Here is a 22,898-nt window from a genome sequence, read left to right as displayed (position 1 = left end):
CGCAATTTGTTTCAGGACGGATCGTCCAGCGAGCCGCCCAGGGCCACAATCAACTGACTGGCGCGCTGACGCAAGCCCGCTGTGGCATCGCTGGCGGCAATGGCCTCGCGCAGATGGGCGATGGCGGTATCCGTGTCACCCTCTTCGGTGGCGATCAGAGCCAGCTGTTCCAGCACGATCGGGCGAAAGGGCTGTCCGGGCGCGGCCAGCGGTTCCAGCGCGGCGCGGCGGGTGGCGGCGGGGGCATCGGCGCCCTGGGCCACGACCATGCGGATGGTGGCCAGCTGGCGATAACTGTCGGGCAGCGCCATGTTTTCGGCAACGGCCTGATAGCGGGCCGCGGCCTCGGCCCCGTCGGATTCGCCTGCCGCCAGCAGCGCGGCAATCGCCCCGGCATCGCCCGCGGCCCCGGCGCCATCCAGCGCGGCCACACGTGCCGCAGCGTCATCTTGGGCCATCGCGGCGACCAGAGTGTCGCCCAGATCCTGCGCGGCGGCGCGATCGCTTGCCTTCTGGTACTCGATCCACGACGCCCCGCCGACGATGGCAACCACCGCCACAAGGCCGATCCAGCCGTATTTTCGGAATGTTGCGAACAACTTGTCGCGGCGAACCTCTTCGGTCACCTCGTCGATGAAACTGTCAGGATGGTGCATCGGCTCTCTCCGCGCGGACCGGGACATATGCCGTGGTCTTACCCCAGCGCGGCTTTGCTTGCCAAGCCCTGCGCCAAGGTTATTGCCCGGATGCTTGCCTCTGGCGGCGGGAAGACGTATTTTGAACTGGTCGGTTTAGTATGCACGGACCTAATCATATTAGTGCGTCAAAGCGTTTGAGGTTTTCATGCGTATCGTTTCGTTTGTCATCGCTGTTGCGGTTGCCCTTGGCCTGTATCTTCTGATCATGGAGCGCGGCACCGTCTTGGCCGTTGCCGGGGTGGAACCAAGCGCCGAGACCGCCACCGAAGAGGCCGGAACCGATCTGGCAGAGACCGTGCCCGTCGTGGCCGTCCATTCGCAGGCCGTCGCGGTCAGCGACCTGGTGCTGGTGCGGGGCCGGACCGAGGCCGCGCGGCAGGTCAGCGTCATGGCGGAAACCGCCGGCCGGGTGATTTCCGAGCCGCTGCGCAAGGGCGCGCGTGTGGATGCGGGCGATATGCTGTGCGAGCTTGACCCGGGCACCCGCGAGGCCGCCCTGGCCGAGGCTCGCGCCCGCCTGGCCGAGGCCGAAATCAACGACAATGCCGCGCAGCGCCTGCGCCAGGAAGGCTATGCCTCGGAAAGTCGCGCCGCCTCGGCCGGTGCAGCGATCGAGGCCGCCCGGGCCGGCGTCGCCGCCGCCGAGCGCGAGATCGAACGCCTGAGCATCCGCGCGCCCTTTGCCGGCCTTTTGGAAACCGACGCGGCCGAGCTGGGCGCGCTGCTGCAACCGGGCAGCCTTTGCGCCACAGTGATCCAGCTTGACCCGATCAAGCTGGTGGGCTTTCTGCCCGAAACCGAGGTGGCCAAGGTCGAAGCCAACGCCCGGGCCGGGGCCCGTCTGGCCACCGGCGCCGAGGTCACAGGCAACGTGACCTTCATTGGCCGCTCGGCCGACCCGGCGACGCGCACCTTCCGCGTCGAAGTGGAAATTCCCAATGCCGACATGTCGATCCGCGATGGCCAGACCGTGGAAATGGTTCTGGCCTCGGGCGACCGTTCGGCGCATCTGGTGCCGCAATCGGCACTGACGCTGAATGACGCGGGCGAGATCGGCGTGCGGATCGTGGGCGACGGCAACCAGGCCCTGTTCGTGCCGGTCACCGTGCTTCGCGACAGCATTCAGGGTGTCTGGCTGGCAGGCCTGCCCGAAACCGCCGACATCATCACCATCGGCCAAGAATACGTGTCCGACGGCGTGCCGGTGCAGCCCAGCTTTAACGGGGCCGCGCAATGACCGGACTTGTCGACTGGGCGGCCAAACACGCCCGCATGGTGATCGCGTTCATCGTGCTCTCGATCGTGGCGGGGGCGCTGGCCTATGCGAACCTGCCCAAAGAGGGCGAGCCGGATATCGAGATCCCGGCGATTTTCGTGTCTGTCCCCTTCCCCGGCATCTCGGCCGAGGATGCCGAAAAGCTGTTGGTCAAGCCGATGGAGACCGAACTATCGGATCTCGACGGGCTGAAAAGCATGTCGGCCACGGCGGCAGAGGGCTATGCCGGCGTGGCGCTCGAGTTTGAATTCGGCTGGGACAAGACCAAGATCATCGCCGATATCCGCGACGCGATGAACACCGCCGAGGCCGAGTTTCCGGCGGGGGCCGAGAAATACTCACTGACGGAAATCAACTTTTCCGAATTCCCGATCCTGATCGTGAACCTGTCGGGCAATGTGCCCGAGCGCACGCTATTGCGTGTGGCCAAGGATTTGCAGGACCGCCTGGAAGGGCTGGACGCGGTGCTGGAGGCCGGGCTGGCCGGGCAGCGCGACGAGATGCTTGAGGTGGTGATCGACCCGCTGCGGCTGGAGGCCTATAACGTCACCGCAGACGAGCTGATCCGCGTCGTTGTGAACAACAACCAGCTGATCGCCGCGGGCGAGGTCGAAACCGCGGGCGGCGCGTTTTCGGTCAAGATCCCGTCGTCTTTCGACGATCCGCAGGATGTCTATAACCTGCCGATCAAGATCAATGGCGACCGGGTGGTCACGATGGGCGATCTGGCCGAGATCCGCCTGACCTTCCAGGATCGCGAGGGCACGGCCCGGTTCAACGGCGAAACCACGGTTGCCTTGCAGGTGGTCAAGCGCAAGGGCTTCAACATCATCGACACCGCCGCGCTGATCCGCGCCGAGGTCGAGGCCGAGCGCGCCAGCTGGCCGCCCGAACTGCAACGCGCGGTCAAGGTCGGCACCTCGATGGATCAGTCGCATACGATCGCCTCGATGGTGCAACAGCTCGAAGGCTCGGTCCTGACGGCGATCGCGCTGGTGATGATCGTGGTGCTGGCCTTCCTTGGCTCGCGCTCGGCGCTGCTGGTGGGTTTTGCGATCCCGACATCTTTCCTGTTGTGTTTCGTGCTGCTGGGGCTGATCGGGGTGCCGATCTCGAACATCGTGATGTTCGGTCTGATCCTGGCGGTGGGGATGCTGGTCGATGGCGCCATCGTGGTGGTCGAATATGCCGACCGCCGCATCTCCGAGGGCGCCGGGCCGATGCATGCGTTTACCGACGCGGCCAAGCGGATGTTCTGGCCGATCGTCAGCTCGACCGCGACGACGCTTTGCGCCTTTCTGCCGATGCTGTTCTGGCCGGGCGTGCCGGGCGAATTCATGGGCATGCTGCCGGTCACGCTGATCTTTGTTCTGTCGGCCAGCCTGGTGGTTGCGCTGATCTATCTGCCGGTCATGGGCGGGGTTGCGGGGCGCTGGTCGCGCACGCTGGACCGGATCGCGGCGCATGTGCATCCGCGCCCGCTGTGGCTGCGTATCGCGCTGGTGCCGATCACGCTGTTCGTGGTGTTCGTGGGCTGCATGCAGATGCTGAACCCGACCTATATCGGGTCGGGCGGCGCGGGCGGCGTGGCGCTTGGCGGGGTGCTGTTTGCCATTGGCGCGGCCGGGGTCTCGATCGCGATGACCGCCGTCAAGCCCGACCATCACCGCACCCGCGTGGCCGCCGGCTATCGCCGCAGCTGGTTCGGGCACATGATCCATTTCATCTCGGGCAACCCGGTGATGCCGCTGATCACCATCGCCGCCGTCATCGCCTTTGTGGTAGGGGTGTTCATTGCCTATGGCCAGAACAGCAAGGGCATCGAGTTCTTTGTCGAGTCCGAGCCCGAACAGGCGATTGTCTATGTCCGCGCGCGGGGCAACCTGTCGCTGGAACAGCAGGATGCGCTGGTCGCCCAGGCCGAGGCCATCGCCCTTGCGCATCCGGGCGTGATGAACGCCTTTGCCTTTGCCGGCAGTGGCGGGCTGGATGCCAATACGGGCGGCGCGCAGCCGCCGCTGGACACAGTCGGCCAGGTGCAGATCGAGCTGGTGCGCTGGGAAGACCGCAAGGACGACCCCGCGCTGGACGGCAACCTGGTGCTGAACGAAATCCGCGCCGGGCTGGAAAGGATCCCCGGCGTTCGGACAGAGATCCTTGATCTGTCGATGGGTCCGGCCTCGCCCAAGCCTGTGCATCTGCGGGTCAAGGGCGACGACTGGGACGACCTGCTGGCCGCCACCGCAATCGTGCGCGCCAGGTTCGAGGACACCCCCGGCCTGACCGATATCGAAGACACGCTGCCCCTGCCCGGCATCGACTGGCAGATCGATGTCGATGTGGAAAAGGCCGGGCGCTATGGCGCCGATGTGGCCACGGTGGGCGGCATGGTGCAGCTGGTCACGCGCGGCATCTTGCTGGATACGATGCGGGTGCCCAGCTCGGACGAGGAAATCGACATCCGCGTGCGCCTGCCCGAAGAGGACCGGGTGCTCTCGACGCTCGACAGCCTGAAGGTGGGCACCAATGACGGCCTTGTGCCGCTGGCGAATTTCATCACCCGCACCCCGGTCGCCAAGCTGGGCCAGATCACCCGCGTCGACGGCGCGCGCTTTTTCGACGTCAAGGCGGGGGTGGATGCCAGCCTGACCAATGACGCGGGCCAGCCGCTGAACCCGACCGAGCGCATCGCCCTGCTGACCGAATGGCTGGAGACCGAGAAACCCCTGCCCGCGGGCATCGACTGGGAATGGACCGGCGACCAGGAAGACCAGGCCGAAAGCCAGGCCTTCCTCACCCAGGCCTTTGCCGGGGCGCTGGGGCTGATGTTCATCGTCCTGCTGGCGCAGTTCAACAGTTTCTACAACGCCACGCTGGTGCTGATGGCGGTGGTGCTGTCGACCACGGGCGTGCTGATCGGCATGCTGGTGATGGACCAGACCTTCAGCATCATCATGACCGGCACCGGCATCGTGGCGCTGGCGGGGATCGTGGTGAACAACAACATCGTGCTGATCGACACCTATCAGGAATTCAGCCAATACATGCCCCGGATCGAGGCGATCACCCGCACCGCCGAGGCGCGGATCCGCCCGGTGCTGCTGACCACGGTCACCACGATGGCCGGCCTGGCCTCGATGATGTTCGGGCTGAGTTTCGATTTCTTCAACGGCGGCTATTCGATCGACAGCCCCACGGCGCTGTGGTGGAAACAGCTGGCCACGGCGGTTGTGTTCGGGCTGGGGATCTCGACGGTTCTGACGCTGGTCTTTACTCCGTCGATGCTGGCGCTGCGGGTGTGGTTCTGGACGGGGGTCTATAGCTCGACCCGGCGGCTGAGCGCCCTGTCGCGCGGCCCCGACAGCCAGGCGGCGCGCGATCTGGCGCTGAACCGCGCGGCTCGGAAACTGGAGTCGCCCGAACTGGTCTGGATCGAGGATCCCGACGTGCCGCCCTCGGAGGATCAGTCGCAACAGATCGCGGCGCTGCGTTCCGCCATCGAGGCCGATGATGCGCAGGGCAAGGACGGTTCCAACGTGCGCGCGGCCGAGTAAGGCTTAGGCCGCGTCGTCCTCTTCTTCGGATTGCTGGCGCGTCCACATGCTGGCATAGCGCCCGCCACGGGCCAGCAGGTCGTCATGGCGGCCGCGCTCGGCCACTTCGCCGTTTTCCAGCACGACAATCTCGTCGGCATCGACGATGGTCGACAGGCGGTGGGCGATGGTCAGCACGGTGCGCCCCTGCCCCATGGCCTTGAGCTCGGCCTGGATCTCGCGCTCGGTCTCGCTGTCCAGCGCGCTGGTGGCCTCGTCCAACAGCAGGATCGGCGGGTTCTTGAGCAGGGTGCGCGCAATGCCCACGCGCTGTTTCTCGCCGCCCGACAGTTTCAGGCCGCGCTCGCCCACCTTGGTGTCATAGCCTTCGGGCAGGCTGACGATGAAATCGTGGATCTTGGCGGCACGGGCGGCGGCCTCGATCTCGGCGCGGGTGGCCTCGGGGCGGCCATAGGCGATGTTGTAGAATACCGTGTCGTTGAACAGCACCGTATCCTGCGGCACCACGCCGATGGCGTCATGCAGGCTGGTCTGGGTCACATCGCGCACATCCTGCCCGTCGATGCGCAGCGCGCCGCCGTTCACGTCATAAAAGCGGAACAACAGCCGCCCGATGGTCGATTTGCCAGAGCCCGACGGCCCGACCAGCGCCACCGACCCGCCGGCCGGCACGTCGATCGACACGCCCTTGAGGATCGGCCGCGCGGCCTCATAGCCGAACACGACATTGTCCAGCTGCACCGCGCCGCCATTGACGCGCAGCGCCGGGGCGTCGGGCTTGTCGGTGACTTCGGCGGGCTGTTCCAAGAGGTCGAACATCTCGCCCATATCGACCAGGCTTTGGCGGATCTCGCGGTAGACCGTGCCAAGGAAGTTCAGCGGCTGGGTGATCTGCATCATATAGGCGTTGACCATGACGAAATCGCCCACGGTCAGCTCGCCCGCCTGCACGCCCATTGCCGCCAGGATCATCACGCCCACCAGGCCGGCGGTGATCAGCACGGACTGGCCAAAGTTCAGGATGGCCAGCGACTGCGAGGTCTTGATCGCCGCCTCTTCATAGCCTGCCATGGCCGCGTCATAGCGTTCGGCCTCGCGCGCCTCGGCCCCGAAATATTTCACGGTTTCAAAGTTCAGCAGGCTGTCGATGGCCTTTTGGTTGGCATCGGTGTCCTGGTCATTCATCTGCTTGCGGATCTTCACCCGCCATTCGGTCACCTTGAAGGTGAACTGCACGTAAAGCAGAATCGTGCCGACCACGATGGCCAGGTACCACACATCGAACACGGTGTAGAAAATGATCGCGACCAGGGTCAGCTCCAGGATCAGCGGCCCGACGCTGAACAGCATGAAGCGCAGCAGGAACTCAACGCCTTTCACGCCACGCTCGATGATCCGGCTAAGCCCGCCGGTCTTGCGGGTGATGTGATAGCGCAGCGACAGCGCGTGGATATGCTGAAAGGTTTCCAGGGCCAGGCTGCGCAGGGCGCGCTGGGTGACGCGGGCAAAGATGCCGTCGCGCAATTGCTGAAAACCAACGGTCATGGCGCGGGCCATGCCATAGGCGACGGTCAGGCCAACGGCCCCCGCCCCCAGCGCCCAGGCCGGGTCGGTCGCCTCGCCCGCCAGGGTGTCGACGGCGGCCTTGTAGAGAAACGGGGTAGCCACGGCGATGACCTTGGCCAGAGCCAGCAGCGCCAACGCCAGCACCACGCGGCGTTTGACCCAGGGCTGCCCCTCGGGCCACAGATAGGGCCCGACCCGCGCCATGGTGCGCAGCGCGCTGGCGCGTTCAAGCCTTGAGATCTCGCTGGTGGTTGGTCTGCGCGCCATGTCGTTGCCCTGTTCTGCCTTGCAGCAACAGATAGGGGCGCGCAGGCCGAAAGGCCAGAGCGGGCGTTATTGCGGCAGCGGCACCTCGAACACCTGGCCGGGATAAATCAGGTCAGGATCGCGGATCAGGTTGCGGTTGGCGTCATAGACTTTGACGTAGAGCACCCCGTCGCCATAGGCCTCGTTGGCGATCTGCCACAGGGTAAAGCCCTTTTCGACCGTCACCCGTCTGACCTTGGGGGTCTCGGGGGCGGGCTGTTGCGCGGCGGGCTGGGGTTCAGGCTCGGGCTCGGGCGCGACCTCGGCCAGCTGCTCGATGGCCTCGCGCAGGAAGGGCAGCTCGATCCGGGCGGCGGCCGTCCCATCCGGGGCGATCTGATCGACGCGCAGCATATAGCTGCCGGCTGCGATGCCCTGGGCCTCGGCGGCCCATTTCCCGGCCTCGTCCACCTGGGCGCCGGCAATCTGGTCGTTGTCGAGATAAAGCCGCACATAGCTGCCCGGCGCGGCGCGGCCGTCGAACTGCACCCCGCCCGAGGGCGGATAGGCGACGGCATCGACGGCCAGTTCGGGCATGTCGGCGGCGGGGCCAGCGGGTTGCAGAACCTCGACGCCCGTATCATCGGCTAAAAGTACCGCAGGCGCGGCGGGTTCTTGCGGGGTGGCATCGGCCTGGGCGGGTTGTTCGTCGGCCGGGATGGCGGGCACAGGGGCCAGGATCACGGTCTCGACCGCCGCGATGCGGGTGCCATCCTCAAGCACCATCACCAGACCCAGCAGGCGGGCCTCGTCGCTGGGGGGCACGTCAAACAGCGCGGCGAACTTGCCGGCCGGGTCGGTCGTGGTGGCGGCCACCTGCGTCTGGTCCAGCAGCAATTCGATCGCCGATCCGGCCTCGGCCCGGCCGGCAACGGTGGCGGCGCCGCCCGGCTCGACCCGCACCAGGTCAAAGACCGGCGGCTGGGGCGGCTCGGGCTGGGCCACGGGTTCGGGGGTCGGCTCGGGCGCGGGCTCGGAGGCGGGTTCGGCAACCGGTTGCGGCGCGGGTTCGGGTGCGGGCTGGGCCACTGGCACGGGCTCGGGCACGGATCCCTGATCAGACCGCAGGGCCAGCCAGCCCGCCCCCGCAATCACCAGAACCAGCCCCGCCGCAACCGCGGCACGGCCGCCCGTGCCCAGATTATTCAAAACTGCCATGTCTCCGTCTCCCCTGCGGCGAGTTCCCCATGCCGCTTGCGAGACCTTAGCAACCCCGATATCACGAATCCAGTTTGCTGTAACCGGAGCGCCCATGACCCGTCCCCCCCATTCGATCTGTGTATTCTGTGGTTCGCGCGACGGGGCCGACCCCGCCTTTGGCGCCGCGGCCGAGGAGTTGGGCCGCCAGATCGCGGAAAACGGCTGGCGTCTGGTCTATGGGGCGGGTGATGTCGGGCTGATGGGCCGGGTGGCGCGCACGGCCCAGGCGGCGGGTGGCGAAACCTTTGGCGTCATCCCGGTGCACCTGTTCGAACGCGAGGTGGGCAAACGCGACCTGTCGACATTCATCGTCACCGAGAACATGCATGAGCGCAAAAAGGTGATGTTCATGAACTCGGACGCGATCGTGGTGCTGCCCGGCGGCGCGGGTTCGCTGGACGAGTTTTTCGAGGTGGTCACCTGGCGGCAACTCTCGCTGCACCGCAAGCCGATCCTGGTGCTGAACACCAACGGCTATTGGGATCCGCTCAAGGCGCTGATCGAGAATGTGGTTGGGCAGGGCTTTGCCGAGGCCAACCTTTATGATTTTGCAGAGTTCGTCGACGATGTACCGGGTCTGGCTGCGCGGCTGAAGGCTGCTCTGTCGGGCTGAGGGCCCGGCCCTTTGCGCGCGCCGGGGCTCTGCCCCGGACCCCGGGATATTTTCACGAAGAAGAAATCAGAACGGAAAAGGCCGGCCCCTTGCGCGGAGGCCGGCCTTGAATGTCGCGGTGGCGCCGTGTGATCAGAGGCGCGAGGCCACGTTTTCCCAGTTGACCAGCTTGTCGAGGAAGTTGGTCAGGTAGGCCGGACGCTTGTTGCGGAAGTCGATGTAGTAGGAATGTTCCCACACGTCGCAGCCGAGCAGAGCGGTCTGGCCAAAGCACAGCGGGTTGACGCCGTTTTCGGTCTTGGTGACCTTGAGGCCGCCATCGGTGTCTTTCACCAGCCAGCACCAGCCCGAGCCGAACTGACCCGCGCCTGCGGCCGAGAACTGTTCCTTGAACGCGTCGACCGAGCCAAAGCTTTCGGTGATCGCCTTTTCCAGCTCGCCGGGCATGGCGTTGCCGCCGGGGCCCATCATTTCCCAGAACTGCATGTGGTTCCAGTGCTGCGAGGCGTTGTTGAAGATGCCGTTCTGGGCGACCGCGCCGGCGGCATAGGTGCCGGTGATGATGTCTTCGAGCGACTTGCCTTCCCACTCGGTACCGGCGATCAGCTTGTTGCCGTTGTCGACATAGGCCTTGTGGTGCAGGTCGTGGTGGTATTCCAGCGTTTCGGCGGACATGCCCAGACCGGCCAGCGCGTCATGGGCATAGGGAAGATCGGGAAGTTCAAAAGCCATTTTAGCCCCCTGTAGGTTCGTGCGTTGCGTTGCCACTAGATGGAGGGCAGCACCGGGAAAGGTCAACCCCCGCGGCCCATATGCCCGCGAAAGCGGCGCATTTTTTGCCGGTTTGCCCGTGCGGCCCTCGACATATCGCGCTGGCCCTGTATCCTTTCGGGAACCAAAGCCAAGGCCGCGCAGAATGGCCCCGAGCACAGCAGGCACCAGATGAGCGATAAGGCCCATTCATATACCATCTTGTCCATGATGAAGGACGAGGGGCACTGCCTTGTCGAATGGGTGGCCTATCACCACTATCTGGGCTTCGACAATATCTGCGTCTACACCAACAACTGCACCGACGGCACCGACAAGATGCTGATCCGGCTAGAGGAAATGGGCTATTGCCACCATTTCCGCAACGAGGTGCCCGCCGACAAGAAACCCCAGCCGCATGCGCTGCAACTGGCGTCCAAGAACCCCGTTGTCACCGACAGCGACTGGGTGCTGACCATGGATGCCGACGAATTTCTGTCGATCAAGGTCGGTGACGGGCGTCTGCCCGATCTGATGGCCGCCCTGCCCGAGGGCACCGATGCGCTGGCCATTACCTGGCGGTTTTTCGGCTCTGGCGAGCTGACCGACTGGAACCCCGGCCTGGTGACCGAAAGTTTCACCCGCGCCGCGCCGGATGCGTTCAAAAAGGGCTGGGGCGTCAAGACACTGTTCCGGCCCTACGAGGATCTGAAACTGGGCATTCACCGCCCGCATATCCGCAAGGCCAAGCAACAGCCCGAAAAGCTGCAAAAGCTCATGGATCAGAAATGGGTCAACGGCTCGGGCCAGCCGATGCCGACCGATTTCAACCTGTCGGGATGGCGCTCGACCAAGCCGACGCTGGGCTATGACCTGGTCGAGATGAACCATTACGCGGTCAAAAGCTATGAGGCCTATCTGCTGCGCCGGATGCGCGGCAATGTGAACAACAAGGCCGACAAGTATAACGCCAACTATTTCGCCATTTTCGACCGCAACGAGATCGAAGCCCCCAATGCCGCGCGCCATGCGGGCGTGGTGCGGCGTCTGATGGAAAAGATGCTGGCCGACCCCGAATTGCGCCGCCTGCAGGAAGAGGCCCACGCCTTTCACGAGGCCCAGGTCGCACGGCTAAGGGCGACGGGCGAATATGACGAATGGCTGGGCTCGCTGAAAGAGGCGTCAAAGGTGCCGATCGACAAGCTGGACGAGATCCTCTTTACCCAGCATCTGCCCAAGCAATGGCAGGACAAGGTCGAGGAATGGCGCCAGTCCGGCGTGCCGGATCGCGAGATCGCGCTGATGATCGCGCGCAGCCAGACCGCCCGCAAGGCCGAGACCCGCGCCGCGCTGCGCGAGGCGGCCGGCGTCGATGATGGCGCGGCGCCCAGCGATGACGGCAAGGTCGTTCCGCTAAAGCCGGTGCAATCCGATCCCGCACCCGAAGACGCCGAAAAAGAGGCCGCCCGCGCCGCCCGCAAGGCCGAACGCGAGGCCCGCCGCGAACGTCGAAAGGCCCTGCGCGAAGAAGGCAAGGCCGCGCGCCCCGAATGGGCCTCGGCCCAGGATGGCGACACAAAGATTGGAAAGTCATCATGAGCCGCCACGGCCGCAAGATCATCGTGTCGACGATGAAGAACGAAGGCCCCTATATCCTGGAATGGATCGCCTATCACCGCGCCATCGGTTTTGACGATTTCGTATTGTTTTCAAACGATTGCACTGACGGCACCAACCTGATCCTGAACCGGCTGGACCAGATGGGCATCGTTCAGCATTTCGACAACCCGCTGGGCCCGCGCATGGATCCGCAGCGCGCCGCCTATAGCCGCGCGGGCAAGATGGCGCCGGTGCGCGATGCCGATTGGGTGATGATCGTCGATGCCGATGAGTTCGTGAATATCCACCTGGGCGACGGCCATATCGGCAACTTGCTGGATGCCTGCGGCGATGCCGATGCGATCTCGCTGAACTGGAAGATCATGGGCTCGAACGGCGAGGCCCATATGCGGCCCGAGCCGGTGACCGAGCGTTTTACCCAGGGCTCGACCAACGATCAGCCCGAAAACGGGCTGGTCTGGGGGTTTAAAACCATGTTCCGCCCGCGGGTCTTTGACTATTTCGGCGTGCACCGGCCCAAGTTCTTCAAAGACCGTGACTTGACCCCCAACCTGGCCAAATGGGTCAATGGCGCGGGGCAAGACATAGGCGACGCCTTTCACAAAAAGGGCTGGCGCAGCAATTCGGGCCAATACGCCTATGATTTCGGCCAGATCAACCACTATGCGATCAAGTCGCGCGAAGAGTTTTTGCTGAAACGTCTGCGCGGCACCGCCAATTCCAAGAACAAGGATCGTATCGATACCGACTATTGGGACCGGTATGACCTGAACGCCTGTGCCGACAGCTCGATCCGCACCGAGGGCATCCAGCCCGGCATGGACGCGCTGTTGCAGGACACCGCGCTGCGGGTGCTGCACGAGGCCACGCTGGATATCTCGCGCAAGGTGATCGACTATCAGCTGCAAGACGACACCTGGCGCCGCTTTGTCGAAACCGGCAGCTTTGGCGACGAGGTCGCCCAAGCCACCGAGACCGCCTGAGGCCCCTATGACCACCCCTGCCCGTTTCATCTGCATCGGCACCCATCACAAGACCGGCACGGTCTGGATGCGCAAGGTCTGGCGCCAGATCGCCAATGAACAGGGCATTCATGCCATGCAGGTCTATCGCCCGAAACGGCTGGCCGATCTGCCCGAAACCGGCCCGGCGATCCTGTTCAACTGGTCCTCAACCTTTCCGCGACAGCTGATCGACAACCCGGCGGCGCGGTTCATCCATATCATCCGCGACCCGCGCGATGTGTTGTTGTCGGGCATGCGCTATCACCGCGTGGCGGGTCTGGGGAACGAGAAATTCCTGCGCGAGACACGCGACGAGTGGAACGGGCTGAACTATCAGGACCACCTGAACGCCCTGCCCGACGATCACGCCCGACTGCTGTTCGAGATGGCGCACAAGCACGACACCACCGTGCAGGAAATGCTGCGCTGGACCTATGGACAGCCAAACACCGCCGAGATCCGCTATGAGGATCTGATCAACGACACCGATTGCGCGCTGTTTCGCGGCGTGCTGGAACGGTTTGCCATCGAGGGGCTGGATATCGACGGCGCGGTCAGCGCCTATTGGCAGAACAGCCTGTTTGGCGGGCTGGCCGATCAGGGCAACCGCTCTGATCGCGTGGCGCTGCATGTCAATTCGGGCAAGGCCGCGCAGTGGATGCGGAAACTGCCGCGCGAGATCGCGCAGATCTATGCGCCCCGCTATGGCGCGGCGCTGAAAACGCTGGGCTATGCCGAGAATGACGATTGGGTGGATCAGTGCCCCACCGCGGCCGAATTGCAGGCCGCCTGATTACTCGGCCGCCTGCTGCTCTGCGACAGCTTCGATCGCGACCACCTGCGGCATCGGATTCCAATAACTGCACAGCATCTCGTTCAACTCGTTCGAGCGGATGCGCCGCCGGCCCGAATTGGGCAGGAATGTCAGCTCGCCCAGGAACAGGTCATCGCCGCGCAGGTAGAAATCGACCCGCACATAGGGGAACTGCGCCCCGATCTCGCGCGCGGCGTCACGGGCAAACCCGGCTTGGGCGGGCAGATCGACCTCGCCCAGGTTATCGCGCAGGAAGTTGTGGGGCAGATAGTTCAGATCGCCGTCAAAGACGGGGTTGTTGCGATTGTCGGTGCCCAGGCCCAGATCCAGCTGCAACAGCGCCACGCGCCCGTTAATGACGTGAAAGCGGAAATCGGGGATGGGCTGATCGGGCGTCTCGCGCAGGTCTTCTTCGAGGTAAATCTTGCGGTCGATCAGCCGGTACCACCATTGCGAGGAATGGGTGCCAAAGGGCTTGGACAGCCAGCCATCGGCGGCCTCGCGCGCGGCCTTCAGCGCCTCGGGCGCAAAGGGGGCGGTGATGGGCAGCACATGGCTGCTGCCGTGATTGGACTTGAGGTAATAGCTGCCCGGTTCCAGCCCGTCGTCGCTCAGCGCCTCGGCGCTGTCGAAAACGCGGTGCACCTTGGCCGGGCGCACCTGGTCGCGCAAGGGCTCGGGGATGAACTCGCCTACATTCAGCTTGTCGGCGGGGATGACCCGCGGCATGGGCGCGATGATGCTGTTGAGCAGGGTCATCTGGGTATAGTCGCGCGGCGCCAGGAAATCGGGGAACCTGCCCCGCGCCCGGTAATAGGCGCCGATACCGCGCCGGGCGGCGTTGCGCATCTTGCGCGCGCCCAGTTCCGAATAGCCGGTCATCCACCGCTCGCCCGGCAAGCGCGGCGCGGTCTTAAGATTATCGGTATACCAGTCCCAGAAATCGCGGATGTATTCCTTGACGAAACCATCCTTCATCTCTTCGCGGGTGCGTTTGTTGTAAAAAGCCTGCTCGTGAAACTCACGCATCCTCTGCCCCTTCGTTTTCAGGCGTTATGGCAGATTATGTTCGAAATGTGACCACAATTGGGCCAATTCGCCCGATTATCCCGGGCTATTGCAGAAATTCTACAGCCCTCAGACAAGGGCCCCGACCCTTGATCCGGGCTGTGCGACGGTTGAAAGCGCCTCGAACACATAGTCCGCGACCGAGCGGAAGCAGACCAGCTGAAACCCGGTGTCGGTCATCCAGAAAGCGGCCGGCACCTGCGCCAGACGGCTGCGGCGGATCTGTCCGGGGCCGAATGCGCCGGGCGACAGATCGACCGGGGCCAGCTTGGCCAACACCTCGCGCGCGTCATCGCCGGTGATCTCGATCAGGGCGCGGGCGTCCGACACGTTCACCGCAAGACTGTGCAAATCGCCCAGTTGCGCGGTCAGATCGGCCACCACCGCATTCGCGCGGTCATAGGTGCAAAGCACCAGCAACTCGTCGGGCGACATCCAGGCGACGGCGAAATCACCCTTGGCGGCAAACTCGCGTTGGCCCGGCAGGGCCAGCCCGGTCACGGCTTTCACCACCTTGGCAAAACCCTTGTCGCCCAGATCGCCGCGCAGGGTGATCATGCCGCGCGGGGCGGCCTCGGCGATGGTGACATAGCCCGCGTAATGCGCGCCGTTCAGGGGGGTGGCGGGATCAGACATTCTGTTTCTCCCCTTCCTTGTCATAGAACACCGCATCGACGATGCGCGCATGTTGCGGCGGGCGGTCGGTGCGGGTGAATTCCAGCACCTCGCCCATGCGATCCGGCCCATTCAGCACCAGCCCCATGGCGATGCCGCGATCCAGTGTCGGCGAGTAATAGGTCGAGGTCACGCGGCCTTGCGTCTTGCGCTGGCCATTGGCGTTCGTGCCCTCGGCAATCGCATAGGCGCCATCTTCCAGCGGGGTGCCGTCCAGCGTTTCCAGCCCGACCAGCTTCCAGCGGTTCGGGTCGGTCATATGGCTGCGCTGCTGGGCGCGTTTGCCGATAAAATCGTCCTTCTTTTTCGAGATCGCCCAGTTCAGCCCCAGATCCTGCGGGATCACGGTGCCGTCGGTTTCATCCCCGATCATGATAAAGCCCTTTTCGGCGCGCAGCACGTGCAGGGCCTCGGTGCCATAGGGCATGATGCCGAACTCGGCCCCCGCGGCCAGGCATTTGTTCCAGAACTCCTGCCCGCGGCTGGCCGGCACGGCGACCTCAAAGCTAAGCTCGCCCGAAAACGAGATCCGGTAAACCCGCGCCGGGATTCCGGCCAGTTCGCCCTCGGCCCAGCCCATGAAGGGCAGCGTGTCGCGCCCGACATCCATGCCGCCCAGCTTTTCCAGAACCGTGCGCGCCTTGGGGCCGACCACGGCGATCTGGGCGTATTGCTCGGTCAGGTTGGCGACATAAGCCTGCATGTCCCACCATTCGGTTTGCAGCCATTCCTCGAGATGCGCATGAATGCGCTCGGCCCCGCCGGTGGTGGTGTGGCACAGGAAGGTCTGATCATCGATCCGCGCCACGACGCCATCGTCGATCAGGAACCCGTTGTCGTTGCACATCAACCCATAGCGGCAATTGCCGGGCTTCAGCGTCGACATCATGTTGGTATAGACCAGATCCAGCAGCTTGCCCGCGTCCGGCCCCTTGACCACCAGCTTACCCAGCGTCGAGGCATCCAGCAACCCAACCGCCTGACGGGTATTTCTGACCTCACGGGTCACCGCATCGGCGCGGGTTTCACCGTCGCGCAGATAGCAATAGGGCCGCCGCCATTGGCCGACCGGTTCGAAATCGGCGCCGTTTTCGCTGTGCCAGGCATGCATGGGCGTCTGGCGGATGGGTTGAAAGATCGGGCCGCGCGCCTCGCCCGCGATCGAGCCGATCGAGATCGGCGTATAGGGCGGGCGGAAGGTGGTGGTGCCGACATCGGGAATATCGGCGCCCAGCGCCTGCGACAGCGCCGCCAAGCCATTGATATTGCTCAGCTTGCCCTGATCCGTCGCCATGCCCAGCGTGGTATAGCGCTTGGTGTGTTCGACGCTTTCATAGCCTTCGCGCGCGGCCAGTTGCACGTCGCTCAGCTTCACGTCGTTCTGGTAATCGAGGAAGATTTTCATCTTCAGCTCGGGCGTGGCGTCCGCCGGCATCAGCCAGACGGGCATCATCGGGTGTTCACCCTCGGCCTCGGCCTGGGCGATTGCCCCGCCCTTGGCCTTGAGGCCCAGCGCCTTGATCGCGGCCTTGCCCGCCGCGTCGCCGTCTTGCAGGCAGGCGCCCGCCAGCATTTCGCCATTGGCCGACCCGGCCGCGATGACAAAGCCAGCGCCGTCATGGCCGATGGGCGGGCGGCTGGGATCGGGGCGGAAATGGGCCTGGGCGTCGTCCCAGGTCAGCTTGCCGCCGCAATGCGACCACAGGTGCACAACCGGAGACCAGCCCCCCGACATGGCGATGGCGTCGCAGGGCACCTCTTCGATCACGGCCCCGGCGCCGCTTTGGCGGCAGATCTGCGCGCCGGTGACGCGTTTGCCGCCCTTGACGCCCGACAGGCCGCAGCCCTGTTCGATGCGGATACCCAGCGCGCGGGCGCGTTCTGGCAAGGGGCCTTTGGCGTCAGGGCGCGCATCGACGATGACGGGCACGGCCTCGCCCGCATCGTGCAGCGCGATCGCGGTGCGATAGGCATCGTCATTATTGGTGACGATCACGGTACGCTTGCCGACAGCAACGGCCCAGTTGACCAGATAGTCGCGCACGGCCGAGGCCAGCATCACCCCCGGCACATCATTGCCCGGGAAGGACAAAGGCCGCTCAATCGCGCCGGTGGCGGTGATGATCTGCCCGGCCCGCACGCGCCACAGGCGGTGACGCGGGCCGCGGGCCTGGGGCACGGCATCCTCGCAACGCTCATAGGCCAGCGCATAGCCGTGGTCATAGACCCCTGCCCCCATGGTGCGGCTACGCAGGGTGACGTTGTCCATCGCGTTCAGCGTGTCCAGCGTGGCGGCGATCCATTCGTCCGCGGGCTTGCCGCCGATCATCACACCATCAACCGGCGCGCGGCCGCCCCAATGGGCGGTCTGTTCGATCAGCAGCACCTTGGCCCCGGCCCGCCCGGCAGCCAGCGCGGCCTGAAGCCCGGCAATGCCACCGCCCACGATCATCACATCGGCGAAGAAATAGAAATGTTCATAGCGGTCGGCATCGCCCTCGGTCGGGGCCTTGCCCAGGCCGGCGCTGTGGCGGATGACCGGCTCGAACAGCGCTTTCCACAACGGGCGCGGATGCATGAAGGTCTTGTAATAGAACCCCGCCGGCAGGAAGGGCGACAGGAAGCCGTTCAGCGCGCCGATGTCATAGTCGAGGCTGGGCCAGTGGTTCTGGCTGCGCGCCGTCAGGCCGGTATAGATCTCGGTTGTGGTGGTGCGCTGGTTGGGCTCAAACCGGGCGCCTGCGCTGAGACCGACCAGCGCGTTGGGTTCTTCGGCGCCCGAGGCCACGGGGCCGCGCGGGCGGTGATATTTGAACGACCGCCCCATCATCATCTGGTCATTGGCCAGCAGGGCCGAGGCCAGCGTGTCACCGGCAAAGCCCGACATCTGACGGCCATTGAAGGCAAAGCTTTCGCGTTGGGCGCGGTCGATCAGGCGGCCACCCTGTTGGATGCGTCTGCTCATGAGAATTCTCTCCACTTCCAGCCGGGTCGTTTTGCGGAAATCGCCTTGCGCAGATCGGCGGGCGGCTCGGTGCTTTGCGCGGGATAGGTGCCGAATACCTCTAGGGTCGCGGTGCAGCGGGCGGCGTGGAACCACTTGCCGCAGCCATTCACATGGCGCCAGCGTTCGAAATGCACGCCCTTGGGGTTTTCGCGCTGGAACAGATAGGCCTCGAATTCGGCGTCGGATGATCCGGGGCCAAAGCGTTTCAGATGCGCCTCGCCGCCGGCGTGAAATTCAGTCTCTTCGCCCGAGACACCGCAATAGGGGCAACGAAGTATCAGCATGTCACGGCTCCTGCGGAATGGATCGGCTGTTGGTCTGGCATCGCCCCTGCCTTGCGCAAGCCCTGCCCTGCCCCCATCTTGAAGGAAACACAGAGGTTAGGCCTATGGGGTTCTTGGGCGGTATCGCAATTTTGGGCGGATTGATCGTGCTGGCAAGCGTGATGGTCTGGAACGGCTTTCGCACGCCCCCCGATGACACCAACAATCGCGCCAAGGGTGGCGGCCCGAAATGGGATTACTGGCGCGACTGACATCAATGCGCCACCCCCGCTGCTACGCTTTCGTCGATGAACCGGCCTTCGGCGAAACGGTTCAGGCCGAACTCTGCCGCCAGAGGCCCCGGTTCGCCCTTGGCGATCAGCTCGGCCATGGCCCAGCCCGATCCGGGGATGGCCTTGAAGCCCCCCGTGCCCCAGCCGCAATTGACAAAGCACCCGCCCAGCGGCGTTTTCGAGATGATGGGCGAGCGGTCGCCGGTCATGTCGACGATCCCGCCCCATTGCCGCAGCATCTTCAGCCGCGAGATCACCGGGAAGGTCTCGACCAGGGCGCGCAGGGTTTCCTCGATGTGATGAAAGCTGCCGCGCTGGGTGTAGTTGTTGAACCCGTCGGTGCCGCCGCCGATCACCATCTCGCCCTTGTCGGATTGCGACATATAGCCATGCACGGTGTTGGCCATCACCACCACATCCATGCAGGGCTTGATCGGCTCTGAGACCAGCGCCTGCAGCGCCAGGCTTTCGATCGGCAGGCGGAACCCGGCCTTTTCGGCCATGACGCCCGAATGCCCCGCCACCACGATGCCCAGCTTCGAACAGCCGATATCGCCCCTGGTGGTGGTGACGCCAGTGACCTTGCCGCCCTCGCGGCGGATGCCGGTGACCTCGCATTGCTGGATGATGTCCATCCCCATGCCCGAGCACGCCCGCGCATAGCCCCAGGCCACCGCGTCATGGCGCGCGGTGCCGCCGCGCTCCTGCCAGAGGCCACCCAGCACCGGATAGCGCGGCCCGTCGATATTCATGATCGGTACCAGCTGTTTCACCCGCGCGGGGCTGATGAACTCGGTCTGCACGCCTTGCAGGCTGTTGGCATGGGCGGTGCGTTGGTAGCCGCGGACCTCGTGTTCGGTCTGGGCCAGCATGATCACGCCGCGCGGGCTGAACATGACGTTCATGTTCAGGTCCTGGCTCATGGTTTCATACAGGCTGCGCGCCTTTTCATAGATCGCGGCAGAGGGGTCTTGCAGATAGTTCGAGCGGATGATCGTGGTGTTGCGCCCGGTGTTGCCGCCGCCCAGCCAGCCCTTTTCCAGCACCGCCACATTGGTGATGCCGAAATTCTTGCCCAAGTAATAGGCCGTCGCCAGCCCGTGCCCGCCGGCCCCGATGATGATCACGTCATAGCGGGATTTCGGCGCCGGGCTGTTCCAGGCCCGTTCCCAGCCGGCGTGATAGCGCAATGCCTCGCGCGCCAGTGCAAATACCGAATAGCGCCGTCTGGCCATGGTGCGATTCCTCTTGCCGCGGTTCTTGTCCCAGTAATGGGATGCTGCCCCGAATGCCCCATGACTGCCAGCGGCACTTGGGAAAAAATTTGCGACATATGGGCCGAAAACGGGCCACGACGGGATTGCCCCTTTCCGTTGCGGTCCGAAACGCCTACATCCCCCTGTGACAAAAACGGGAGGTTCCATGGGGTTCTGGCTGATCGCCGCATTTCTGGCCGCGCTGGTGGCTTTCTCGCTGCGGGCTGCGATGGTGCGTGGGCGGTCAGGTCAGGCGCCGGCCGCGGCCTATGACCTGAAGGTCTATCAGGACCAGCTGCGCGAGGTCGAAAAGGATCTGGCGCGCGGTGTCTTGTCCGAGGCCGAGGCCGAGCGCGCGCGCATCGAAGTGTCGCGCCGTATTCTCGAGGCCGACAAGGCGATGCGGGCGGACACTGGTGTCGGGAACGCGCCGCGATCGGTGAACCGGCTTGCGGGCGTTCTGGTCGTCGCGGCGGTTCTGGCCGGCACGATGCTGCTTTACAAAAACCTCGGCGCGCCGGGCTATCCCGACATGCCGCTGGCCGACCGCAAGGCCGCCGCCGACGAGGCCCGCGCGTCCCGCATCAGCCAGACCGAGGCCGAGGCCCAGATCCCGCCCGACCCGACCACCCAAACCGACCCGCGCTATGCCGAGCTGGTGGCCGAGCTGCGCCGCGTCGTGGCCGAGCGCCCCGAGGACATGCAGGGCCTGCAGATGCTGGCCAAGAGCGAGGCCACTCTGGGCAATTACCGCGATGCCTACGCCGCCCAGTCGAAACTGATCGGGCTGAAGGGCGACGCCGCCGAGGCCCAGGATTTCGCCGCGCTGGCCGAGCTGCTGATCCTGGCCGCAGACGGCTATATCTCGCCCCAGGCCGAGGCCGCGCTGAACCAGGCGCTGACCCGGGATCGGGGCAATGACACGGCGCTGTTCTATGCCGGGCTGCTTTATGCGCGCACCGGGCGGCCCGATATTGCCTTCAACGTCTGGCGCGCCCTGCTGGAACAAAGCAGGCCCGACGACCCGTGGGAGCCTATCGTGCGCCAGGGGATCGAGGAACTGGCCTTTCTGGCCGGCGTCGATTACACGCCCCCCGCCCCGCGCGGCCCCTCTGCCGAGGATATCGAGGCCGCGGGCGAGATGTCCGAGGCCGACCGCCAGGACATGATCCGCGGCATGGTCGACCGGCTTAGCGACCGTCTGGCCAACCAGGGCGGCAGCCCCGAGGAATGGGCGCAGCTGATCGGCGCCCTTGGCGTGCTGGGCGACACCGATCGCGCCGCCGCGATCTGGGCCGAGGCACAGACCGTCTTCGCCACCCGTACTGACGCGCTGGACACCGTGCGCGCCGCCGCCCAGGCCGCAGGCGTCGCGCAATGAGCGTTTACGAGGATATCGCCGAGTTCGCCGCCGCCCTGCCCCCGATGCGGGCTTTGGCGGGGCTGGATCTGGGCGAAAAGACCGTGGGCGTTGCGGTATCCGACCGGATGCTGTCGGTCGCGACCCCGCTGGAAACCATCCGGCGCAAGAAATTCTCGCTCGACGCGGCGCGCGTGCTGGAAATCGCTGCCGAGCGCGAGCTGGGCGGGCTGATCCTGGGCCTGCCGCGCAACATGGACGGGACCGAGGGCGCGCGCTGCCAGTCGACCCGCGCTTTTGCCCGCAATATCAGCCGGATGACCGACCTGCCGATCACCTTTTGGGATGAACGCTTGTCGACGGTTGCCGCCGAACGCGCGCTGCTCGAAGCCGACACATCGCGCCGCCGTCGGGCCGAGGTGATCGACCACGTGGCCGCGGGCTATATCCTGCAAGGCGTGCTGGACCGGCTGCGCCATATCCGGGGGGCGGCATGAGCGACGAGGTCTGGAAGCGCGACGAGGTGGAAAGCCCCTGCGTCAAGATCTGCGTGATCGAGCCGAAATCGCGTCTGTGCACCGGTTGCCTACGCAGCCTGGATGAAATCGCTGCCTGGGGCCGGATGACACCCGATGCCCGCCGCGCCGTGATGGCCGAGCTGCCCGCCCGCAAACCGCTGTTGACCCAGCGCCGGGGCGGTCGCGCGGGCCGGTTGGGTCAGACCGACTAGACGCCCAGCGTCCGCAGCAGCATCCGCCCGGCCACCACCATCAGGAACAGCGCGAACACCCGCTTCAGCGGCTTGGGGTTCATCTTATGCGCCAGTTTCGCGCCCAAGGGCGCGGTGATCATGGTCATCGCGATCACGATCAGGAAGGCCGGGATATTGACCGCGCCCAGCGTCAGCGGGGGCTTGGCCTCGGTGGGGATACTCACGAAAAAGAACGCAATCGCCGAGGGCAGCGCGATGCATAGCCCGAACCCCGCCGCCGTCGCCACGGCGCGGTGAATGGGCTGGCCATACAGAGTCATCGTCGGCACCGCGAACGACCCGCCGCCAATGCCCATCAGCACCGACAGAAAGCCAATCACCGCCGAGACCGGCGCGCTGACGGCGCGGCCCGGCATCTGCTCGGCGATCTTCCAGCTTTGGCGGCCAAAGGCCAGATACAGCGCGATGCACATGCCCAGCACGCCAAAGATGCCCTGCAACACCGTCGAGCGCAGGTTCGACGCGACCAGCACCCCCACCAGCGCGCCCACCATGATGCCCGGCGCCCAGGTTTTCAGAATGCCCCAATCCACCGCGCCCTTGCGGTTGTGGCTCAGGACCGAGCGGATCGAGGTCACGATGATCGTCGCCAGCGAGGTCGCCAGACAGATCTGCATCAGCTGCGGCCCGTCATAGCCCAGCGCGCTGAAGGTATAGAGAAAGGCCGGCACCAACACGATGCCTCCGCCCACGCCCAAGAGCCCGGCCAGGACACCCGCAAAGGCCCCGATCCCCATCAAGATGACGGCCAGCGTAACGAGTGTGGTGATATCGGGCATTGCCGGCTCCGTCTGGTCAGGGTT

20 protein-coding genes are annotated in these 22,898 nt (G+C 65.1%); 10 read left to right on the top strand and 10 right to left on the bottom strand.

The features are described from left to right. Nucleotides 1–11: 11 nt before the first annotated feature. Nucleotides 12–656 carry a hypothetical protein gene (locus OE856_RS05845; protein ID WP_263715117.1) on the bottom strand — a complete coding sequence of 215 codons (645 nt, stop codon included), beginning with the start codon at nucleotides 654–656 and terminating at the stop codon, nucleotides 12–14. A gap of 187 nt (nucleotides 657–843) precedes the next feature. Here OE856_RS05845 and OE856_RS05840 point away from each other — a divergent pair, with 187 nt between their 5' ends. Together OE856_RS05840 and OE856_RS05835 are read left to right on the top strand one after the other, a co-directional pair. Continuing rightward, nucleotides 844–1,935, top strand: coding sequence for an efflux RND transporter periplasmic adaptor subunit (locus tag OE856_RS05840; protein ID WP_263715116.1), 1,092 nt, complete (start codon nucleotides 844–846; stop codon nucleotides 1,933–1,935). Beyond that, nucleotides 1,932–5,528 (top strand): efflux RND transporter permease subunit, encoded by a 3,597-nt coding sequence (locus OE856_RS05835; protein WP_263715115.1) that lies wholly within the window; start codon nucleotides 1,932–1,934, stop codon nucleotides 5,526–5,528. The genes OE856_RS05840 and OE856_RS05835 overlap by 4 nt, the downstream gene beginning before the upstream one ends. A gap of 3 nt (nucleotides 5,529–5,531) precedes the next feature. Here OE856_RS05835 and OE856_RS05830 read toward each other — a convergent pair whose 3' ends face one another. Continuing rightward, nucleotides 5,532–7,361, bottom strand: a complete 1,830-nt coding sequence (locus tag OE856_RS05830; protein ID WP_263715114.1) for an ABCB family ABC transporter ATP-binding protein/permease — start codon at nucleotides 7,359–7,361, stop codon at nucleotides 5,532–5,534. 66 nt (nucleotides 7,362–7,427) lie between these two features. Continuing rightward, nucleotides 7,428–8,558, bottom strand: a complete 1,131-nt coding sequence (locus OE856_RS05825) for a LysM peptidoglycan-binding domain-containing protein (protein WP_263715113.1) — start codon at nucleotides 8,556–8,558, stop codon at nucleotides 7,428–7,430. 94 nt (nucleotides 8,559–8,652) lie between these two features. Between OE856_RS05825 and OE856_RS05820 the strand changes: the two genes are divergently transcribed. Next, complete coding sequence (locus OE856_RS05820) at nucleotides 8,653–9,213, top strand: TIGR00730 family Rossman fold protein (RefSeq protein WP_263715112.1); 561 nt, start codon at nucleotides 8,653–8,655, stop codon at nucleotides 9,211–9,213. Between the two features lie 132 nt (nucleotides 9,214–9,345). Here the strand turns inward: OE856_RS05820 and OE856_RS05815 are convergent, their stop codons facing one another. Then, entirely contained in the window at nucleotides 9,346–9,945 is a 600-nt protein-coding gene (locus OE856_RS05815) for a superoxide dismutase (protein WP_263715111.1), read from the bottom strand. 210 nt (nucleotides 9,946–10,155) lie between these two features. On the opposite strand from OE856_RS05815, the gene OE856_RS05810 reads away from it, so the two are divergent. From OE856_RS05810 to OE856_RS05800, 3 genes are read left to right on the top strand one after another with little or no spacing between them, the layout of a single operon-like run. Continuing rightward, nucleotides 10,156–11,562, top strand: coding sequence for a glycosyltransferase family 2 protein (locus tag OE856_RS05810; RefSeq protein WP_263715109.1), 1,407 nt, complete (start codon nucleotides 10,156–10,158; stop codon nucleotides 11,560–11,562). Next, complete coding sequence (locus OE856_RS05805; RefSeq protein WP_263715108.1) at nucleotides 11,559–12,566, top strand: glycosyltransferase family 2 protein; 1,008 nt, start codon at nucleotides 11,559–11,561, stop codon at nucleotides 12,564–12,566. Before OE856_RS05810 ends, OE856_RS05805 begins: the two co-directional genes overlap by 4 nt. A gap of 7 nt (nucleotides 12,567–12,573) precedes the next feature. After that, a complete protein-coding gene (locus tag OE856_RS05800; RefSeq protein ID WP_263715107.1) occupies nucleotides 12,574–13,380 on the top strand; it encodes a sulfotransferase in 807 nt (268 codons plus the stop codon). On the opposite strand, the gene OE856_RS05795 is transcribed toward OE856_RS05800, so the two are convergent. The 4 genes from OE856_RS05795 to OE856_RS05780 all read right to left on the bottom strand — a co-directional run bounded on the left by OE856_RS05795 (nucleotide 13,381) and on the right by OE856_RS05780 (nucleotide 18,435). Further along, a complete protein-coding gene (locus OE856_RS05795) occupies nucleotides 13,381–14,430 on the bottom strand; it encodes an ATP-grasp fold amidoligase family protein (protein WP_263715106.1) in 1,050 nt (349 codons plus the stop codon). It abuts the gene before it with no gap. Between the two features lie 108 nt (nucleotides 14,431–14,538). Then, nucleotides 14,539–15,105 (bottom strand): sarcosine oxidase subunit gamma, encoded by a 567-nt coding sequence (locus tag OE856_RS05790; protein WP_263715105.1) that lies wholly within the window; start codon nucleotides 15,103–15,105, stop codon nucleotides 14,539–14,541. Then, nucleotides 15,098–18,109 carry a sarcosine oxidase subunit alpha family protein gene (locus OE856_RS05785; RefSeq protein WP_263715104.1) on the bottom strand — a complete coding sequence of 1,004 codons (3,012 nt, stop codon included), beginning with the start codon at nucleotides 18,107–18,109 and terminating at the stop codon, nucleotides 15,098–15,100. The genes OE856_RS05790 and OE856_RS05785 overlap by 8 nt, the downstream gene beginning before the upstream one ends. Next, on the bottom strand, nucleotides 18,106–18,435 hold the full coding sequence (locus OE856_RS05780) for a sarcosine oxidase subunit delta (protein ID WP_263715103.1): 330 nt from the start codon (nucleotides 18,433–18,435) through the stop codon (nucleotides 18,106–18,108). The genes OE856_RS05785 and OE856_RS05780 overlap by 4 nt, the downstream gene beginning before the upstream one ends. A 104-nt stretch (nucleotides 18,436–18,539) precedes the next feature. Here OE856_RS05780 and OE856_RS05775 point away from each other — a divergent pair, with 104 nt between their 5' ends. After that, on the top strand, nucleotides 18,540–18,686 hold the full coding sequence (locus OE856_RS05775; protein WP_263715102.1) for a hypothetical protein: 147 nt from the start codon (nucleotides 18,540–18,542) through the stop codon (nucleotides 18,684–18,686). 2 nt (nucleotides 18,687–18,688) lie between these two features. Here the strand turns inward: OE856_RS05775 and OE856_RS05770 are convergent, their stop codons facing one another. After that, nucleotides 18,689–19,942: a sarcosine oxidase subunit beta family protein gene (locus OE856_RS05770; RefSeq protein WP_263715101.1), complete on the bottom strand. Its 1,254-nt coding sequence runs from the start codon at nucleotides 19,940–19,942 to the stop codon at nucleotides 18,689–18,691. Nucleotides 19,943–20,129: 187 nt separating this feature from the next. Here OE856_RS05770 and ccmI point away from each other — a divergent pair, with 187 nt between their 5' ends. Genes ccmI through OE856_RS05755 form a run of 3 tightly spaced genes read left to right on the top strand, consistent with a single transcriptional unit; the run spans nucleotide 20,130 to nucleotide 22,053 of the window. After that, entirely contained in the window at nucleotides 20,130–21,344 is a 1,215-nt protein-coding gene (gene ccmI / locus OE856_RS05765; protein WP_263715100.1) for a c-type cytochrome biogenesis protein CcmI, read from the top strand. Then, nucleotides 21,341–21,820 (top strand): Holliday junction resolvase RuvX, encoded by a 480-nt coding sequence (ruvX, locus tag OE856_RS05760; protein ID WP_263715099.1) that lies wholly within the window; start codon nucleotides 21,341–21,343, stop codon nucleotides 21,818–21,820. Before ccmI ends, ruvX begins: the two co-directional genes overlap by 4 nt. After that, entirely contained in the window at nucleotides 21,817–22,053 is a 237-nt protein-coding gene (locus OE856_RS05755) for a DUF1289 domain-containing protein (protein ID WP_263715098.1), read from the top strand. The genes ruvX and OE856_RS05755 overlap by 4 nt, the downstream gene beginning before the upstream one ends. Here OE856_RS05755 and OE856_RS05750 read toward each other — a convergent pair. Further along, nucleotides 22,050–22,874, bottom strand: coding sequence for a sulfite exporter TauE/SafE family protein (locus OE856_RS05750; RefSeq protein WP_263715097.1), 825 nt, complete (start codon nucleotides 22,872–22,874; stop codon nucleotides 22,050–22,052). The two genes, OE856_RS05755 and OE856_RS05750, sit on opposite strands and share 4 nt — an antisense overlap. Between the last annotated feature and the right edge of the window lie 24 nt (nucleotides 22,875–22,898).

This window comes from Actibacterium sp. XHP0104, from assembly GCF_025751515.1.
Taxonomy (GTDB): Bacteria; Pseudomonadota; Alphaproteobacteria; order Rhodobacterales; family Rhodobacteraceae; genus Actibacterium_D.
This window is presented reverse-complemented; position numbering and strand designations above follow the sequence as displayed.

Coding starts and splice junctions, on each gene's coding strand:
- OE856_RS05845 (WP_263715117.1), bottom strand. CDS start 656: ATGCACCATCCTGACAGTTTCATCGACGAGGTGACCGAAGAGGTTCGC.
- OE856_RS05840 (WP_263715116.1), top strand. CDS start 844: ATGCGTATCGTTTCGTTTGTCATCGCTGTTGCGGTTGCCCTTGGCCTG.
- OE856_RS05835 (WP_263715115.1), top strand. CDS start 1,932: ATGACCGGACTTGTCGACTGGGCGGCCAAACACGCCCGCATGGTGATC.
- OE856_RS05830 (WP_263715114.1), bottom strand. CDS start 7,361: ATGGCGCGCAGACCAACCACCAGCGAGATCTCAAGGCTTGAACGCGCC.
- OE856_RS05825 (WP_263715113.1), bottom strand. CDS start 8,558: ATGGCAGTTTTGAATAATCTGGGCACGGGCGGCCGTGCCGCGGTTGCG.
- OE856_RS05820 (WP_263715112.1), top strand. CDS start 8,653: ATGACCCGTCCCCCCCATTCGATCTGTGTATTCTGTGGTTCGCGCGAC.
- OE856_RS05815 (WP_263715111.1), bottom strand. CDS start 9,945: ATGGCTTTTGAACTTCCCGATCTTCCCTATGCCCATGACGCGCTGGCC.
- OE856_RS05810 (WP_263715109.1), top strand. CDS start 10,156: ATGAGCGATAAGGCCCATTCATATACCATCTTGTCCATGATGAAGGAC.
- OE856_RS05805 (WP_263715108.1), top strand. CDS start 11,559: ATGAGCCGCCACGGCCGCAAGATCATCGTGTCGACGATGAAGAACGAA.
- OE856_RS05800 (WP_263715107.1), top strand. CDS start 12,574: ATGACCACCCCTGCCCGTTTCATCTGCATCGGCACCCATCACAAGACC.
- OE856_RS05795 (WP_263715106.1), bottom strand. CDS start 14,430: ATGCGTGAGTTTCACGAGCAGGCTTTTTACAACAAACGCACCCGCGAA.
- OE856_RS05790 (WP_263715105.1), bottom strand. CDS start 15,105: ATGTCTGATCCCGCCACCCCCCTGAACGGCGCGCATTACGCGGGCTAT.
- OE856_RS05785 (WP_263715104.1), bottom strand. CDS start 18,109: ATGAGCAGACGCATCCAACAGGGTGGCCGCCTGATCGACCGCGCCCAA.
- OE856_RS05780 (WP_263715103.1), bottom strand. CDS start 18,435: ATGCTGATACTTCGTTGCCCCTATTGCGGTGTCTCGGGCGAAGAGACT.
- OE856_RS05775 (WP_263715102.1), top strand. CDS start 18,540: ATGGGGTTCTTGGGCGGTATCGCAATTTTGGGCGGATTGATCGTGCTG.
- OE856_RS05770 (WP_263715101.1), bottom strand. CDS start 19,942: ATGGCCAGACGGCGCTATTCGGTATTTGCACTGGCGCGCGAGGCATTG.
- ccmI (WP_263715100.1), top strand. CDS start 20,130: ATGGGGTTCTGGCTGATCGCCGCATTTCTGGCCGCGCTGGTGGCTTTC.
- ruvX (WP_263715099.1), top strand. CDS start 21,341: ATGAGCGTTTACGAGGATATCGCCGAGTTCGCCGCCGCCCTGCCCCCG.
- OE856_RS05755 (WP_263715098.1), top strand. CDS start 21,817: ATGAGCGACGAGGTCTGGAAGCGCGACGAGGTGGAAAGCCCCTGCGTC.
- OE856_RS05750 (WP_263715097.1), bottom strand. CDS start 22,874: ATGCCCGATATCACCACACTCGTTACGCTGGCCGTCATCTTGATGGGG.